At 57.5% G+C, this 18061-nt stretch carries 14 protein-coding genes; 3 read left to right on the forward strand and 11 right to left on the reverse strand.

Annotated elements, in window-relative coordinates:
• Window positions 1-274: 274 nt before the first annotated feature.
• From K227x_RS26700 to K227x_RS26725, 6 genes are all read right to left on the reverse strand, one after another.
• Entirely contained in the window at window positions 275-2158 is a 1884-nt protein-coding gene (locus tag K227x_RS26700) for a CRTAC1 family protein (RefSeq protein ID WP_145175204.1), read from the reverse strand.
• Window positions 2155-5019: a multiheme c-type cytochrome gene (locus K227x_RS26705; RefSeq protein WP_145175207.1), complete on the reverse strand. Its 2865-nt coding sequence runs from the start codon at window positions 5017-5019 to the stop codon at window positions 2155-2157. Before K227x_RS26705 ends, K227x_RS26700 begins: the two co-directional genes overlap by 4 nt.
• A gap of 237 nt (window positions 5020-5256) precedes the next feature.
• A complete protein-coding gene (locus K227x_RS26710; RefSeq protein ID WP_145175210.1) occupies window positions 5257-5640 on the reverse strand; it encodes a hypothetical protein in 384 nt (127 codons plus the stop codon).
• Window positions 5641-5813: 173 nt separating this feature from the next.
• Window positions 5814-7199 (reverse strand): sigma-54-dependent transcriptional regulator, encoded by a 1386-nt coding sequence (locus K227x_RS26715; protein ID WP_145175212.1) that lies wholly within the window; start codon window positions 7197-7199, stop codon window positions 5814-5816.
• A gap of 46 nt (window positions 7200-7245) precedes the next feature.
• Window positions 7246-8457: a two-component system sensor histidine kinase NtrB gene (locus K227x_RS26720; protein WP_145175215.1), complete on the reverse strand. Its 1212-nt coding sequence runs from the start codon at window positions 8455-8457 to the stop codon at window positions 7246-7248.
• 243 nt (window positions 8458-8700) lie between these two features.
• Complete coding sequence (locus K227x_RS26725; protein WP_145175218.1) at window positions 8701-8907, reverse strand: hypothetical protein; 207 nt, start codon at window positions 8905-8907, stop codon at window positions 8701-8703.
• A 445-nt stretch (window positions 8908-9352) separates the two neighbouring features.
• Here K227x_RS26725 and hxpB point away from each other — a divergent pair, with 445 nt between their 5' ends.
• Window positions 9353-10006 (forward strand): hexitol phosphatase HxpB, encoded by a 654-nt coding sequence (gene hxpB / locus K227x_RS26730; protein ID WP_145175221.1) that lies wholly within the window; start codon window positions 9353-9355, stop codon window positions 10004-10006.
• A gap of 134 nt (window positions 10007-10140) precedes the next feature.
• Here hxpB and K227x_RS26735 read toward each other — a convergent pair whose 3' ends face one another.
• Window positions 10141-10482 (reverse strand): 2Fe-2S iron-sulfur cluster-binding protein, encoded by a 342-nt coding sequence (locus tag K227x_RS26735; RefSeq protein ID WP_145175224.1) that lies wholly within the window; start codon window positions 10480-10482, stop codon window positions 10141-10143.
• Between the two features lie 250 nt (window positions 10483-10732).
• Window positions 10733-12070 carry an NADP-specific glutamate dehydrogenase gene (gene gdhA / locus K227x_RS26740; RefSeq protein ID WP_145175227.1) on the reverse strand — a complete coding sequence of 446 codons (1338 nt, stop codon included), beginning with the start codon at window positions 12068-12070 and terminating at the stop codon, window positions 10733-10735.
• Window positions 12071-12397: 327 nt separating this feature from the next.
• On the opposite strand from gdhA, the gene K227x_RS26745 reads away from it, so the two are divergent.
• Window positions 12398-13630: a CynX/NimT family MFS transporter gene (locus K227x_RS26745; RefSeq protein ID WP_145175229.1), complete on the forward strand. Its 1233-nt coding sequence runs from the start codon at window positions 12398-12400 to the stop codon at window positions 13628-13630.
• Window positions 13631-13682: 52 nt separating this feature from the next.
• On the opposite strand, the gene K227x_RS26750 is transcribed toward K227x_RS26745, so the two are convergent.
• Together K227x_RS26750 and K227x_RS26755 are read right to left on the reverse strand one after the other, a co-directional pair.
• Window positions 13683-14294 (reverse strand): DUF3124 domain-containing protein, encoded by a 612-nt coding sequence (locus K227x_RS26750; RefSeq protein ID WP_145175232.1) that lies wholly within the window; start codon window positions 14292-14294, stop codon window positions 13683-13685.
• Between the two features lie 509 nt (window positions 14295-14803).
• Window positions 14804-15175, reverse strand: coding sequence for a hypothetical protein (locus K227x_RS26755; protein ID WP_145175234.1), 372 nt, complete (start codon window positions 15173-15175; stop codon window positions 14804-14806).
• A gap of 523 nt (window positions 15176-15698) precedes the next feature.
• Between K227x_RS26755 and K227x_RS26760 the strand changes: the two genes are divergently transcribed.
• Entirely contained in the window at window positions 15699-17027 is a 1329-nt protein-coding gene (locus tag K227x_RS26760) for an IS1182 family transposase (protein WP_145169287.1), read from the forward strand.
• Window positions 17028-17703: 676 nt separating this feature from the next.
• Here K227x_RS26760 and K227x_RS26765 read toward each other — a convergent pair.
• Complete coding sequence (locus K227x_RS26765; RefSeq protein WP_145175244.1) at window positions 17704-17958, reverse strand: helix-turn-helix transcriptional regulator; 255 nt, start codon at window positions 17956-17958, stop codon at window positions 17704-17706.
• Window positions 17959-18061 lie beyond the last annotated feature (103 nt).

Below are 18061 nucleotides of genomic sequence, written 5' to 3' on the forward strand. Positions count from 1 at the left end.
TCAATCAACGGGTTTCAGCGAGGATGTCCGGGGATGGATTCCGGAAATCCCAAAGTCGCTGCTGCGTGCCCGCCATGGTTCGGGGGCAAGTGAAATACCGGGCCCGGATTATAGCCCGAATTCGTGACAGGAGTCGTCCGGCATCGGATTGCCGAATCACTGGCCCCCAGGGGGGATCCCCCATCGCGGCGGCGACGTAGCACTGCGGCACTCGTCACTGCTGCACTCGTCACTGCGGCTCTCGTCACTGCGGCTCTCGTCACTGCGGCCTTTATCACTGCGGCGATGCTGGCGACCGACGGACCGCGTGCAATTGGTCGACGGCAAGTTCGCCCAATTCTTGCGTTTCGCCATCTGGCCACCGCACGGTGACGCCCTTGACCGATTCGCGTTTGCCCAGCCCGAATGTCAACGGCAGTTCGACCTGCGACAAGTAGCTTCGCGTCGGCATCACTTGCTGCGACACAGCGGCGTCGCCCAGATCAACATCAACCCAGGCTCCGATCGCGTCGCGTGAGCATTTCACACCGTCGCCAACCAATTTGATCCGCAGCCAATGGTGATCGAGTGATTGATCGTTGCGTAGCAGTCGAGGCTTCTGTCCCGCCGTCGTGATCAGAACATCCAGATCGCCGTCGTTGTCGATGTCTGCATAAGATGCCCCGCGCCCCACCATCGGCCGAAACAGGTCCGCACCGACCTGCGACTCATTCGCCTGCACAAACTCGGTTGCACTTTGCGGTCCCGCGTTCCAAAACAGTTGCGGCGGCTGTTCGTAATGCTGACTTGGTTGCACACGGTTGATGTCATCCTCCAAGTGACCGTTGGCACAAAACAAGTCGCTACGACCGTCCAGGTCATAGTCAAAATAGAACAAACCGAACGTCAACACCGATCGCGTGCTTGGCCCCAGCCCCGTCGTGACCGCCTCGTCGTAGAACTGCATCTGCCCCGCCTTGGAAACGTACAGTGCCGTCATCTCGTTGGAAAAGTTCCCGATAGCCACTGCGATCGATCTGCGATCACGGAACGAAGCGACGTCGATGCCCATCGCACCTCTGGCATTTCCGGTGGCGTCAAAGGCGATGCCCGTCAACGTGCCAACGTCATGGAAGTGATTCTTGCCGTCGTTGCTGAGCAAAACATTTTGGACGGTATCGTTCGACACGACGACATCAAGGGCGCCGTTGTTGTCGAAATCACAAAACGTAAGCCCCAACGATTTGGACCGCGGTACGCTGGTGGCATCGTTGCGAATCTGGATCCCGGACTGCTCGGACACGTCGGTGAACGCCCCGTCGCCATCATTGCGATACAGATTGGAAAACGTGCCTTCAAAGTTCTGAGGCCTCCCGTAGGCTCGTCCACCACCGACCAACTGAAAACCTTGCCCCTGGTCATACTCGCGACTCCAACCGACATAGTTGCAGACAAACAAATCAATGTCGCCATCGTTGTCGTAGTCAAACCATCCCGCACTGGTGCTCCAGCTATCGTCCGATCCAGCGACCCCCGACACATCCGTGACATCGACAAATTTCCCGTCACCCGCATTTCGGAACAGACGGTTTTGGCCAACAGCCGACATGAACACATCGACCAGCCCGTCGTTGTCGAAGTCGCCGACCGCCGCACCCATGCCGTACAATTCGACATCCAGCCCGGATCCCTCGGTGACGTCGATGAACTTGCCGTCATCGTTCCGATACAGCGAGGAAGTTTGCCGGCGATCGCTGGCGTTGTCCCACGGCCAGTCGGCCGAACTGACAAGCAGCAAATCTTGATCGCCGTCGTCATCAAAGTCAAAAAACGCGCAGCCACCGCCCATCGTCTCGGGAAGCAGCTTGTCACCGTTTGCACCGTTGTTGTGGACAAATGAAATTCCGGCATCGTCCGTGATGTCGGTGAACCGAACGGTGGGCGGATTGATCTTGGGGGCCTCGCGAATTTCCACCGTGGCTAGCTCGGATTTCCGAACCGGCGGCGTGGACCGGGGCCGTGACATCCAATAGGCCACGCCGCAACCGATCGCGACGATCACGGCGATCCCCAGCAACGACCCGCGCAGAGCACGGCTGATCGCTGCGTCGTCGCGTTCGACTTCTTCGTTGTCGACGGCCGCGGAATCCGCCTCTGTTTTCTTACGCTTATTACTCATCGCTGATTCACCGTTTTCTGTTGAAGTTGTTCTTCACGCTGTAGCGAGTACTTCACGACCGCCTCGGCGGCGTGATCGGCGGCGGGATACTTTTCACGAGCCAGCCGAATCGCTCGACCCTTGGCGTTGTCGTCGGGCTTGTAACGCATGTGCAACGACTGATGCTTGGACGCCAATTCTTGCTCGCCGACCGTTTCGTACAGACGGTGCAGGTTGAAGTGCGCCGTCACATTCTCTGGATCGATCGTCAACGTCTTTTGAAACTGCTGTATCGCCGCGTCAAAATACTCGCGTCCCTGGTCCGCTTGATCTTGCCGAATACGAACCGCCCCCAAGTCGAACAAGTTGCGTCCGCGGGCATTGATGACTTCGATGTCGATGCTGAAGTCGAACCCACGACTGCGAGTTTCTTCGGTACTGTCTTCCAAGACGCTGCGGAAGTTCTGTTCCGCTTCCTCCAGCCGACCTTGTTGCGAATTGATCACACCCGAGAGCCAAGCCCACGTCCAGCGCGGGAATCCCTCGGTTTCACGATACTGGTCGGCTCGGTTGAGCGCTGCGACGGCTTCGTCCACACGGCCCTCGGCGTTTAGCACGCGAGTCAGGTTCAGCGGTCCGTCATAGCGATCCAGCTTCTCCACTTCCTTGAACGCTTCCTCCGCCTGACGCAGTTCCGCCTTCCCTTTCAACAACAACCCGATTCCGTAGTCGTTCCATCGCTGCCAAGTCGGGATGTCCGGAGTCGGGTTCTCTACCGAAACGCTGGATCCCGCGACCGGAAAGATGACGGTGTCCGTCGCCATCGTCGTGATCGGCAGCTCGTTGATGTAGTCCTGGCCGAATTCATGCCCCCGAATCAACTGACCGAGTTTCTCGTTCTGTTTGGCGACGAAATCCATGAATTGCGTGTCGAACTTTCGATACTGCAGCTTCACTTCGACCTTCACCGGATCGGTGACGTCCTCGGGGATCTCCATTTCGTAGTGAACCGTCTGGGCTGCCCCCGGCGGGATCTGATGGTCATACAGCGGCGTAAAGATGTCTTCGGGATTGCGTCGATCAATCCGATTGCCATCCTTGTCCAGCATGAACACGTTGATGAAGTGAGACCAAGGATCCACTTCGTTCCGTTTGCTGGCGTCTCTCGCACCGCTGCGACCGATGACTCGATCGCCACTGGTCACGGTGACTTCCAGCCAAATCTCGTTGGAATCGACAGTTCCCTGCGAGAACAGGTGCCCCAGTTTCAACGTCCGTACGACTGTTTCCAGAAGCACTTTTTGGCCCGGTTTCAGCGCTGGCACGATCGGTCGAAGGGGTGCGGTCAGCGCTCCGTCGATCTCGCCACCGTCGCGGATACCGAACAGATCCACTCGCATGATGTCTTTCAGATATTCCTGATGCGCTTCGATGATGACATCACGATCACGCAGCCACGCCATGCCGGTGTTTGCGGATGGAAACAGGTGGTCGTGGACACTTAGCTGTGGATCGTCGCCAATGATCTTGGCCCCGAAATCATTCGATGCAACCGCCGGCATGTGACACTGGTTGCAATTATCCACCGCCTTGGGTGGATAATAGAAACTGCGTGCACCGTGGCCCGAAACACCGCTGAACAGATACGAGTCGTAGTGGTTCTGGCCTCGCAAGAATTCCTTGTAGTGGTTCAACGTCTTGGGCAGGTGAACCTTGTGGCAGGACGAACAGAACTCGGCTTCTTTGTGAAACGGTTTCAGAAATGTCTTTTTGTGAAAAGAGGGCTTGGCTTTGACAAGCTGGTTATTGACCCACTGCAGCGCCGCGTTTTCGCTGTTCGCGAACGGGTAGTGCAAGGGTTCTTCGATCGTGTAGTCGGCGTTGCCGCGAACGCTGTTGATATTCGTGATCGCGTGACAGACCGTGCAAGTGATCCCCGCGTTGGCCGTTTTGTGACTAAGCATGTCAAAGTTGGGGTCATCAAACGCACCGGAGAAAAACGGGACAGGGTCGTGGCAACCGGCGCACCACCTGGATGCTTGCACCGAACCGTCTCGTTGCAAGGAAAGTTCGCGAGTCTTGCTGACGCTGGCCAAATAGGGTGGGTTATTGAACGAACTGAACCGGTGAACGCTATCGCTCCACTGTGCATGCACGTCGGCATGACACTTGATGCAGTAGTCATCGTTCATCATCGCATCGGCGGGGATGAAGTTGCCCGACGCGGTGCGTGCAAACGATGGCTCGAAATACTTCACGCCTGAATCGGGACCGACGGCGTTCCATTGACGGGGATCTTGAAGCTGCACGATGACCATCGCTGCGATCGACAATCCGGCCAGCCCCGCAAAGCTGCCGCCGATCCGCCACTTGATCCGTGGTCCAACCAACCGGTGCAGCCAATACAGCCAAATGACGACCAATGGACAAGCAACGTGCAGCCAATAGACCGTGCTTCGCGCCAGCGGTTGCCGCAGATCGAAACCGCCCACCCGAACCAGCAAAATGCCGGACACCAGGATCAGCAGACTGGCCACAAACAACGCGTACCCGACACGAACCGCTCGGCGGTTGCGGCGATCCTTGGTGTTCCACATGTGGACGAAACCGAAGACAACCACCGGCAAAATCAACAGCAAACCCATCACCAGGTGCGCCAGAAACATGTACTGGTAGAAGTAGTCTTGATAGGTGGCGCCGTTAAACCATTCTGCGAACGTGATCACAGACAGGTAGCCAGAATTGGCGAACAACAAGGCAACGAGAACAAATATCAGATAAAGAAGCTTGCGAAGACGTGGCCCAACGGCGCGAACGTATTTCTTCTTTGGCTTCGCTGCGGCCGCAACCGGCGCAGCGTCACCCAGTGGAATGGAAGACATGGGGAGGGATTACCTAGCGAATGAATGAAATCGTCTTGAACCGCGTCGCGCAACGGCGATGTGGTTCACTTCAGCCTCGCTGCGGACCTGCGCAGCGTGGGCCGAATTTCAGACATGCGAATGCTCGACGAACCGTTGGTTTACGAGCAGACGCAGCGAGGGTACGGAAAGATAAAATCCATGGTCGCTCGATCCAACCAAGGGACGGCGCACGGAATTTCAACGATACCCAGTTCGCTAGATGCTCGGAGGGCGAAAGATTTCGTCGATGCATGCCTGCGGGGCGGGCCGCGGTTCGTCGCTAGCGACAAACCCCAGCGGAATCAACGATTCGAACTGACCATTTCGCAGCCACGCGGCCTCGATGTGTTGCCGTTCAACACTGGGCAGGGGTGTGGCCGGGATCGGACCAGCCGGTGACTTTCCACAATTGGGTCCGCTGCATGGAACGGCGGGATTGGCCGGCAGCGACGCCAAATCGCTTTCTGCGGAAGCGGAGGGAGAGGGCACCGCAGAGTCACCGGAATGCTGTAACCAATCACCGCAGCTTCCCCATGACGACGGCGCTAAAACGCCGCCCATCAGCGAGAAAAACAGGACGATTGACAAGATTCGAGACATCAGCGAACCACGCGCAGCGGTTGAGGAACTGCCAATACAATAGCCAGAGGGGGGCACCATCGTCAATCATTTGGTCATCGGGAGCCGTGACGCCCGGGCGACGTCACCATGAACGCCAGCCCGCCCCCCCGGATGTGCCGATTGGGGGGGGTGACTGGCGAATGACTGCTCCGCTAGCGAAAGTCAGCCGCGTCGATGTTGTGCCGTTTCAACAACTTGTTCATGCCTTGGCGTGACAGACCGGCTTGGCGGGCGGCGCTGGCGATCACACCTTCGTGCTTTTCCAGCAACCTGGTCAGGTAAGCCCGATCGGCGCTGTCCAAGGCTTCGTCCCGCGATACTTCGGCCATATCGGATACGTCTCCGTTTGCACCGACCGTCGGCTCTCTTAACAACTGTGGTAAGTCATCCGGCCGGATCATGTCGCCTCGCGCCAATGCAATCGCACGCTCGATCACATTTCGCATCTCGCGGATATTGCCGGGCCACGTGTAGCGGCGGAAACAGTCGAGGGTTTCTTCGCTGAATCCGCTGATCGTTGAATCGGAAGGCCGCAAGTTTCGCAGAAACGATTCGGCCAACAGAATCACATCCTCGCCACGCTCGCGAAGCGGTGGCAGGTCGATGTGGATGACGGCCAGACGATAAAACAGATCCTGGCGGAAGGTGCCCTTGTCGACTTCGGCTTGTAGATCGCGATTGGTCGCGCAGACAAAGCGTGTGTCAATCTTGACGGGCTTGTTGTCACCGACCGGCGTGAACGTTTGCTCCTGGATCACACGCAGCAGTTTGGCTTGGGATGCCGCCGGCAGTTCGCCCATTTCGTCGAAGAACGCAGTCCCCCCGTCACAGGCCCTCAACAATCCGGCCTGATCGTTCACCGCGCCGGTGAACGATCCCTTGATATGCCCGAACAGCACGGATTCGAACAGCGACTCGGGAATCGCCGTGCAGTCGATGACTTGGATCGCATGATCGCGACGTGGACTTCGTTGATGGATCGCATTGGCGATCACTTCTTTGCCGGTACCACTTTCCCCGGTGATCAGCACGTTGGTATTGCTAGACGCCACCCGGTCCACGACATCCAACACTTCCAACATGGCCGGACTGTTGCAGATGATTTCCGGAAATTTGGTGTTCGCGGCGATGCTTGGCACGGCTGCCGCATCCCCCGTGGGTGGGCTAGCAGAGTGACGCAGGGCCCGCTGCACGGCGGCCAACAGTTCTTCGAACTTGACGGGCTTTAGCAGATAGTCGGCGATGCCCAATCGAACGCTATCGATCGCTGATGATATGGATGGGACGCCTGTGACCACGATCATGGGGACGTGCGAGTATTTCGTTCGCCCCTCTTTCAACAGTTCGCGTTTCAGGTTGCCGGGCATGTTCAGGTCCGACAAAATCAAATCGAACGAATGTTCGCTCAGCAGGCTAATCGCATCGTCAGCATCCTCCACACACATGCACTCATAACCTTCGTCTCGCAACAGTTCGGCGGTTGTGTTGCGGTACAGCGGTTCATCGTCGGCGATCAAGATGCGTTGTGGTTTGTTCATGAACGCAATCATATCGAAATCGCAACTTGGGGTAAGCTTCCATCGACTAATCGAGTTGCCGCGGAAGCCGGACGACGAACGTGGTGCCGATGTTCGGATCGCTTGTCACATCGATCGTTCCCTTCATCGCTTCGATGATCCCGCTTGAAACCGGCAACCCCAGCCCCATCCCTTGCCCGATCTCTTCGGACTTGGTGCTAAAGAAAGGATCGAAAATTTTGCCGATCACCGATTCGGGAATGCCGCTTCCGTGATCAGTCACTGTGATGCTGAGGGCAGCGGAATTCGTGTGGATGGCGACGGAGACTGTCTGGCCAGGCAACGACGCCTGAATGGCATTTCGAACCAGGTTCAGCAGGACCTGTTTCAGTTCCCCGGATCGCAAGGATACTTCGTCACCGCCAAGGGCTCCCGACGGCTGCAACGAACTGGAATCTGCCTCCAAGTCGACTCTCTTTTTCCGTGCCATCGGACGCGAAAGAGTGATGACCTCGGCAACCAACTTTTTGATTGAAAACCGAGTCACCGTCTGCTGGCTCGGACGATACAGTTGGTACATCTGATGAGTGATGCCGCTGATCCGCTGGATCTCGCAATCAATCAATTCCAGTTTGTCGTAGTGTTTGACGTTGTGGGGAAGGTGACGCTTCAGCAACGTAAAGGCGTTCCGTATGCCAGCCAGGGGATTGTTGATTTCGTGAGCGACGCCGGCCGCCAGTTCACCGAGTGCGGCCAGCTTCTCGACCTTCAGTCGGTGTTTTTCAAGTTTGGCAATTTGCCCGGTGCGTTCCTGGACCAACTGTTCCAGGTGATCGTTCTGCAAACGCAACTGCTCTCTCAATTGTCGCGTTTCCGAAATGTCGCGGACGCTGGCTCGAAACCCAAGCGGATGGCCCGCAGCATCGATCATCGGTTGCCAAGATACGGCACACCAGCAATGGCATCCATCACGATCCATTGCGCGAAATTCGACATTGTTTGCGGTGCTGCCCGCGCGCCCTTCCTTGACACACCGAGCAATTTTGCCCCGATCCTCTGGTGCCACCAAGGGCAACGGATAGTCGCTCATCGCCCGGCATTCCTGGGGCGTGTAACCCGTGAATCGTTCGACCGCGGCGTTGACCCAAAGAACCTGCCCATCGGCGGACAACCAGCTTTCCCAGTCGTAGGTACAGTCAGCGATCAGGCGAAAGAAATGCTCTGGAATCCGCTGGCCACGCTTGGGCGTCGTTTCGCACGCAGGTTTGTTGTTGCTCATTCGATCGGACCAACACCGTGGGATCAGAATCGGATCAACCCTGCCGTCGACCTGCTGCCGGTTCGCAGCTAGCCAACGGCCGCTGATTTGCCGATCCGTACGCTCGCAACGACCAAGCCCGAGGCGAACAGCGGTGGGGGCTGTCGCCCCGAACCGCAAGCTGCCCGATTGCTCGGCTCCAAGCTTGCGCATCCAAAGGTTGACGCGAATCGGTTGATCGCAAATTCGCTGCGTTCCGCCCCGCTAACTGCTAACGTTTGCTGTCCGTCCGTCCTGGCTATGTCGGTTCATCGTTTCCGAATGATCCGACGACTTCGCGGAACCGGTTGCTGCGGATGCGGGCACAGCAGGTGAATTGCTGCGCACCGGAAATTTCGGAACAACGACGGTGTAGTTGAGACCATGGTTGGTTTCGATCTTTACCGCGACGGTCGACATCTCAGCTGCCACGACAATCTCCAAATCAGTGCAAGGAAGTTACGGAAGGCTTCAGTCATGATGCTTATGCAAACGCTGTACCGACCTTGCTGCAGGAGCGTCCCAAGGACTCGCACAAGACCTGCCAATCGGGTCGCCTGAGTCCTGCGTGGATGTGGGGCGACTGCGCAGACCGGCAAATCATGGCGATTTGGGTGGCAGGTGATCGGCAACACCGCCGGTGCTGCCCCCATGCCGATCGTGAGTTTCGCGGCCGGCGTGATGAAAGTTTCGATCCCTGTTTCCGCGACCGACAAGCCAGGTTGTCGCCAGCGTCAGCCCGAGTCGACACTGCGGTGGTGTAAATCGGACGACACCCCTGTGCTCATTCGGTGGGTCAATGGCGATCATTCGCCACTGGACCTACACTCCCAGCACAGAATCGATAAACAACTGGAACGACCGACGGGATTTCGTGATGCTGGAAGCCGCTGTTTTTGACATGGATGGGTTGATGATCGACTCACAGCCGTACTGGCAAACCGCACAGTTGGAAGTGCTTCCAACGCTTGGGGTTGCGATGACGCGGCAGGACACGATCGAGACAACTGGATCGCGAATCGACGAGATTGTGCAGGCGTGCTACGAACGATCCCCGTGGGAATCAGTGACCCAAAAAGAAGTCTGTGACCGGATCGTCAATCGAGTGATTCAGTTGGTTCAGCAGCACAAACCGGCGATGCCGGGATTGCGACATGCGATCGATGTTTGCCAACAACAGGGCCTGAAATTGGCCCTCGCTTCGTCTTCTCCGCTGAGCCTGATTTCGGCAACCATCGATGCGCTGCAACTGCAAGGCGTATTCAGCGCAAAGATGTCAGCAGCCGATCTGCGGTACGCCAAACCGCACCCCGAGGTCTACCTGAATGCTTGCGACGCATTGGGGGTTCGGCCAACAAACGCGATCGCGTTCGAAGATTCGCTGATCGGGCTGCTAGCCGCGAAAGCCGCACAGATGAAAACGATAGTGGTTCCAGAACCGTCGGCGGCCAAAGATCCACGATTCGTCATCGCGGATCGGCAACTCGCGTCCCTGGAAGAATTAACGCAGCCGATGCTAACGTCCATCTGATTGGAATCACTGCGTCATCCGGCCAAGCGTTAGGCCCGCTAGCCGCCGATTGATTTTGACGCACTGGCGACGGCAACCGGCAGTCACCGGTCGTTCGCCCTGCATCGGTACAAAACAATGGATGCGTGATTGGGTCATGCATCACCGAGGACGCGGAACACCATGCCGTCGATCTGCTGGTCCGTCATGATCTGGCATGCCAACCGACTCGATGCCAGTTGGTTGGACAGGTTGCCCAACGTGGTCGCTTCGTCTCGGCCCTTCGGTTCGTCCAGATTGCCAGAGACGATTTCAAGATGGCAGGTCCCGCACCACGCTCGCCCCTTGCAATCGCCAATGTTCTCGTACAGTTCGTTGACGATCAATTCCATCAGATTGTTGTAGGCATGTCGCCGGAACGAAACCACGTGCTTCTCGCCATTGATCAGAATGACCGTGATCGAATAGTCCCCATCGGTCAGCGGTGATTCTGGCATGGACGACGCTTCGTTGATCAGGGGAATCGAAGAGTGGGTGTCGGCATCATGATCGAGCCGGTTAGGCACGTGCACGGGGTCAGTTCGGCACGTGCACGGTCAGTTTGGCGAGTGCACGGGGTCAGTTCGGCGCGTGCACCTGCACGGGGGTCGATCGGCGTCATCGAGAACTTCGTGGGGTCCGATCGTTTGCCCCCGATCGCGTGGACGGGAACACGCATGTGCACGCACCTGACCGACGGCCTACGGATCAGATCAACCCCAACGACTGCATTGCATCCGCGACCCGGATGAACGCTTCGATGTTCGCACCTTGCGCGTAGTTACCGGGAACTCCGAATTCATCGGCGGTTTCCAAGCAACGATCGTGAATGTCTTTCATGATATTGGCAAGTTTCTTCTCGGTATAGTCAAACGACCAAGCATCACGCGATGCGTTTTGCTGCATCTCCAGCGCGCTGGTCGCGACCCCACCCGCGTTGGCTGCTTTGCCCGGGGCGTAGGCGATCTTGGCTTTGACGAATTTCTCGACGCCCTCGGGCGTTGTCGGCATATTGGCTCCCTCGGCAACCGCCATGCATCCGTTTTTCAACAGCGCCTCTGCATCTTTGCCCGTCAGCTCGTTTTGCGTGGCACAGGGCAGGGCCACATCGCATTTGATTTCCCAGAGTTTTCCACCGCCCTGGTAGCGGGCTTGTTTTCGATATCGAACATACGTTTCGATCGGCAAGCGATCGACTTCCTTGACTCGTTTCAGCGTCGGCAGATCGATGCCCTCCTCGTCATAAACCACTCCTTTGGAATCGGAACACGCGACGACCTTGCCGCCCAATTGTGTCACCTTCTCGATCGCGTAGATCGCGACGTTCCCGGATCCCGACACCAGACAGGTCTTGCCCTCTAGCGATTCACCACGTGCTGCCAGCATTTCTTGAACGAAGTAACCCAATCCGTATCCGGTGGCCTCGGCGCGAACCAAGGCGCCGCCATAGCTGAGCCCCTTGCCGGTCAAGACACCCGATTCGTAGCGGTTGCTGATGCGTTTGTATTGCCCGAACAGATATCCAATCTCGCGGCGACCGACGCCCACGTCACCGGCCGGCACATCCGTGTATTCACCCAGGTGCCGCGAAAGTTCGGTCATGAAACTTTGACAGAACCGCATCACTTCATCGTCGCTGCGGCCCTTCGGATCAAAGTCACTGCCGCCTTTGCCGCCGCCGATCGGCATCCCGGTCAACGCATTCTTGAATATCTGTTCAAACCCCAAGAACTTGACAATCGACAAGTTGACCGAAGGATGGAATCGAAGCCCACCCTTGAAGGGGCCCAACGCGCTGTTGAACTGGACGCGGAAACCACGATTGATGTGGACCTCGCCGCGATCATCCTGCCATGGCACGCGAAAGATCACCTGCCGTTCGGGTTCACAAATTCGTTCGATGATTTTCTGCTCAGTGAACTTCGGATACTTGGCCAACACCGTTCCGATGGAACCTAAAACCTCTTTGACCGCCTGGATGAATTCTGGTTCACCGAGGTTACGTTGCTGAATGTTCCATAGTGTCGACGCTAGTTTGTCTTCCATCGTTTGCTTCAGTGCGGGGGCATGGGATTTGGGGGAAACCGAGGACGCTGAGAAGCGGTCCGTTCGTTGCAGGGGGGCCAAACGCATCTGTTGTGCCGCCGTTGATCGACGCCGTTTTCATCGTCAAATCACGAATAACCTGGTCGATTTCCCCAATCCCAAGAGGGGTGGCGCGTCAACTGCAGTTGGCGCATCCGCAACCCCAGTTGCCACCCAAGACGGGGCTGCATGGACAAGCGATGACGTGTCGGTAGGATACGTGACGCAAAAACCGCAATCTCTCATCGACATTGTCCATCTCGTGTGGACGGTTCGGCATCGAAAATCATGGTCACACCGAGTCCCCCCATCACGGCGACCGAATCCTCCTCTGTTCGATCCGTCGATGGCCAGTCGCGCGCAGCGAACCTGCTGCTGATCACAGGCATCCTGCTGGTCGCCGTCAATCTGCGTCCCGCGCTAGCCAGTGTCGGACCGCTGGTGGAAGACATCCGGCAAACGACGGGGTTGTCCAATGCTTGGCTGGGCCTGTTGACGACGTTGCCACTGATCGCATTCGGTGTCATCTCGACCTTGACGCCGCTATTTACGCGGCGTTTCGGGATCGGCGGAACGTTGCTGGGGGCGATGGCACTGTTGGCTTTCGGGACCGCGATGCGTTCGATCCCATGGCTGCCGGCGCTGTACTTCGGGACGCTTCTGTTGGGGATCGCGATCGCGTTTGGGAACGTGTTGCTGCCAAGTCTGACGAAACGAAACTTCGCATCCCGATCGGGTTTCATCACCAGCCTCTATTCGGCTGGGATGGCACTGGGGGCTTCGCTGGCCGCAGGCGTCAGCATCCCGTTGGCCAACGACCTGAATCTCGGTTGGCGAGGAACCCTTGGCGTGTGGGCGATCCCAGCCATGATTGCCTTCGTCGTTTGGCTGCCACAAGCCAGCCGGCTGAAAAAGTCAGAACCGGGGCGCAGCTTTCAGGCGGCGATGAAACACCTTGGCAGATCGAAATTGGCCTGGCAGGTGGCGCTGTTCATGGGACTGCAATCGCTGACGTTCTATGTCGTGTTGGCGTGGTTGCCCGCCATTCTGATCAGCCGAGGATGTGACGCTTCCTATGCCGGTTGGATGCTGTCCCTGTCACAAGCGATGGGCATTGTCGGATCGTTGATTGTCCCAACGCTTGCGGGAAGGACGGCCGATCAACGAGTCTTTGTCTTGCTGATGGCGTTGATCGAATCGATTGGGCTTGCCGGGCTATGGCTGGATCCGCAGGGATGGATCGTGTTGTGGGTTTCGATGATCGGATTCATCTTGGGTGGATCCTTCGGGTTGGCCCTGTTATTCATCGTCCTGCGATCCAAAGACACTCAATCCGCTACCGAACTTTCAGGGATGGCTCAGTCGATTGGCTATCTGGTCGCCGCGACGGGCCCCATGATCTTTGGCGGCCTGTTCGACTTCAGCGGTACCTGGTTCTATTCTTTCGTGCTACTGTTCGTCGTCGGAGTGCTGAAGTTGGCGATGGGGTTGGGGGCTGGTGCGGCCAGGACGCTGGATTGATACGCGCCGACGCAACCGGCACCCCAAGGCGGATGGTTCGGCGGTCGCAGGGTCACTGACCTTTCGGTCCAGCTTGCGAGTTTTCATCCAGTACGGTTGCGGGACGCACAAACGAAATGCCTTGGTCGTTGCTGGTGTCAATCATCACGGTTTCCACCACCGGATGAGTCACCGGCCGTCCGCTTTGCCAGTGGACGATAAAACTTGCGCCGCTGCCGCCGGACTTGTCGCTTTGTTCGATCACGAACTCTGTCGACGCCAACGGCCCTAGCTTCAAAGGGCTTTTCAGCATCGATCGCTTCTCGTTACCGCTTGTGTCGTAATACTTGACCGACGATACGACAATTTCGTTTTCACGATCCGTGTTGCGAATGCTCAACGTTACCGTCAGCAACCGCGGCTTGTTGTCTTGATGGTAAATGTGCGAATAGGCGGGGACGTACAACGTTTGCCCCATCACCGGATGCCACGGCAAAGTATCGATATCCATCCTCGCTTCGTCACGCATACTCGGCTCGTAAAGATTCAGATCCTCTTCCAACGACTTGAACCGAAACTCCATCAAGATCCCCAACACGAGTGCCGGCGCGACCACAAGCAGCAGCACGATCAGCTTCAATTGCCGAGCGAGCTTCTGGGCGCGTTCTTCAGTCATTTCGGTCATGGGTCGCTTTCAAGCTGGGACGTGATTCAAAAACGATCATTCCGCGCACACCGATCCGCGCTGGTTTGACACGGTTTGTCCGACGGGAACCGTCCAGCCTATTGGCAACCGCAACTGCAAGCGATAGGCCTTGCACGGCAAACGTCATTTATCGCCGCCGCATTTCGATTCCGCGTCCGGCACCGCAGGCCACGCAGCATTCCCACGCCCATCGTATTCGGGGGAGAGGAGGGCGGGAAAGCGATCGAGTGAGCCGCGACGCGTGAGCGGCCGGGAATTGCCCAATCGCCTATTGCCCCATCCCAATCGCCCGCGGCCGTCACCGCCAGCGGGTCACGGGTTCCAGAGAACGCCGGCCAGCGAGTGGTCGGATACGACTGCTGGCCGACGTGGAACCGTTTCTCTTGCTGACATCATCGGTCAGTCACGGATCACTGCCTGGCAATCTGCGGACGTCGCGTCCGGTGCCGCGTTTGCAGACGCGGCGAAGTGATTGCCAGATCCGCCAGCTATTCGGTGGCGATCTCTACCGCCGCATCACCGATCTGCCGGAAACCTGCTCGTCCTCGTCGCCGCTGCGAACCACGACGCTTCAATTTGGTTAGCACCATTCGTCGTGCGCGTCGCGCAGCCGAGGCAACCGCTGCCATCACCTTCTGATGCTTCGCGGTCACGTTGATCGGACCAACACCCGGCATCGTCAAGTTCACTCGACACACCTTGTCGACACCGCCTCGCGGACCATTCTCGTCCGTCACCAGCACCGACACCTGCGTGATGTTGGGCGAGAACCTGGCCAAAGTATTTTGCAGGACGCGGCTGATCGAGCCACGAGCGTCCGAACCGAGACGGTCAATCGATGAAGTAACAGAAACCTGCATAGAAGACTCTCCGGAGAAAAAGTAAACTGAGGGGAGAACTCGTTGAGACGGAGCGTTCGCAAGACGAACAATTCATCGGTGAAGATCAATGGAAACCTCACCCATGACTTGCATGAAATGGATGCTGCAAGGGCCATGCCGTCTGTGGCAGCCAACCGCGGAAGGAAAGCCGGTTGCCACGCCGATTTACCTTGTTTTCATGCTTCTTGATCTCTCTGTGCATCATAGAATCACCGTCAACTAGGGACCGCGTCCGTCAACCACCGTTGACGCAATAGCGGACAGTCGAACCCGCCACAAAATCGTTTCACCGCGTGGGCAACGCCCCGTGCGTCCACATCCCAAAACGCGTGGCCCGATGGGCACACGGTTAAACGACAGCGGATAGTCGAACCCGCCACAAATTCGTTTCACCGCGTGGGCAACGCCCCGTGCGTCCACATCCCGAAACGCGTGGCCCGATGAGGCTGTGAATAATTGAGTTTTGGCTTGTTGGATTTCTGCATGGGGCTAAATTATTTGCATGAAAATTCCAACCGATGCTCAGCAGCGTGGTTCCGCTCGCACCCACCGCCCCGAACGCAGCCAAGTTGAGATGCGGTTCTATTCGCTTGACCAGATGGTGGCCCGCGAGCACCGCGTTCGTTTGGTATGGCAGTACTGCGAATCGCTCGACCTCGGACCGCTTTACGAGAAGATTAAATCGAAAGTAGATGGTCGTGGTCGCACCCCGATCGATCCGCGAATCCTCTTCGCCCTGTGGTTCTACGCAACGCTCGAAGGGATCAGTAGCGCCCGCCGTTTGAGCGATTTGACCACCCGCGACTTCCACTACCTGTGGATCTGCGGCGATGTCACGGTTAATCATCACACCCTGAGCGACTTTCGCAGCGGCAACGCCGAGTATCTCGAGAAGTTGCTTAGCGACTCGATCGCCGTGCTGCTGAGCGAAAAACTGATCACGTTGGATACCATCGGGCAGGATGGCATGCGGGTGCGTGCCTCGGCCGGCAGCAGTTCGTTTCGGTCCGAATCGACGCTCCAACAGATGCAAGAGGTTGCCGAAGACTATGTAAAGGAACTCGCCGAGCGATCCGACGAGGAAGCTGCCGCGGCAACTCGGGCCGAACAGGCCGCCCGCAAGCGTGCTGCCGACGAACGACTCGAGCGTATCAAGGCGGCTCAAGAGAACCTCAAAGAACTTGAGCGACGTCGTAAAGAGAAACGATCACGCAAAAGCAAGTCGACCCCACGAGCCTCCACAACGGACCCCGAAGCGGCGCGGATGAAGATGGGAGACGGCGGTTTTCGCCCCGCCTATAACGTCCAATTCGCCAGCGACGGCGACTCTCGAATTGTCGTCGGCGTGAGCGTTGACAATCAGGGCAGCGATCAAGGTGAGATGCTTCCGATGTACGAGTCGATCTGCCGCACCTATGGGGTGACGCCGGCACACTACTTGGTCGACGGCGGGTTCACCAAAGCGAGCGATATCGAAGCGATGGACGCTGCGGGGACGGAGGTTTACGGTCCACTGAAGGACATCAAAAGACAAGTCGCTAACGGCAAGGATCCCCATGCGAGCAAGCCGGGCGATAGCGACGCGATGGCGAGGTATCGAAAGAGGATGGGGACACCCGAGGCGCAGGAGATGTTGAGACGACGTCCATCGATAGCTGAATTTCCCAACGCGGAATGTCGTAATCGCGGTCTTCATCAGTTCCGGGTTCGTGGCCAGAAGAAAGCAATGGCCCAAACGCTTTGGCACGTGCTGGTGAACAACTTCAATCGATTGAACAACCTAGGATTTTTACAAACACTGATGAGGCAATCCTGTACTGCGACGCCTTGAGGTTGGCCTCCGGTCTCCAATCGTTGGACGCATCGCGTCCAACGAAGCTTCAAAGCGATCCACCAAGACAAAAGAACCACCGAAGCTTCAACCTGAAACTTTGACGACGACCGGCAATCCAAAATTTTTGAAAAACCACTTCAAAAACACGGCGTCAAGCCACAACCGGCCAATTATTCACAGTCTCGATGGGCACACGGTTAAACGACAGTGGACAGTCGAACCCACTACAAAATCGTTTAACCGCGTGGGCAACGCCCCGTGCGTCCACAACCCGAAACGCGTGGCCCGATGGGCACACGGTTAAACGACAGCGGATAGTCGAACCCGCCACAAATTCGTTTCACCGCGTGGGCAACGCCCCGTGCGTCCACATCCCCAAACGCGTGGCCCGACGGGCACACGGTTAAACGACAGCGGATAGTCGAACCCGCCACAAATTCGTTTCACCGCGTGGGCAACGCCCCGTGCGTCCACATCCCCAAACGCGTGGCCCGACGGGCACACGGTTAAACGACAGCGGATAGTCGAACCCGCCCCAGAATCGTTTCACCGCGTGGGCAACGCCCCGTGCGTCCACAACCCAAAACGCGGGGCCTGATGGACACACGGTTAATCGACAGCGGACGACAGCGGTCGATGGGGTTCGGACGCTGTTGTTGCGGCTGCCACTTGTTCAGCCGGTGATCAGCTTCAACAGGTCGCCGATATTGCGATGCGCTTCGATGGGGTGCCGCAGCGGTTGGTCTGTCAGGACTTCGTAGTGGTTCTTTCGCCCCACCTTCTCGCGGCGAATGAAGCCTTCCTCCTCTAGATCCTGCACAATCCGCTGCACCGCCCGCTCGGTGATCCCGACCTGGACGGCGACTTCCCGTAGCACCAGATCCGGCTGAGCGTTCAAGACGATCAGGACATGTGCGTGATTGGTCAAGAAAGTCCATCGAGCCGGTGGGCGGCCCTCGGCGGGCGCCGGCGGAGTCGTGCGGGGGAGGGAATCCTGGTTTCGCATTGCCCTTTTTGCTGCCACTGCTGAT

Source organism: Rubripirellula lacrimiformis (assembly GCF_007741535.1).
Classification (GTDB): domain Bacteria; phylum Planctomycetota; class Planctomycetia; order Pirellulales; family Pirellulaceae; genus Rubripirellula; species Rubripirellula lacrimiformis.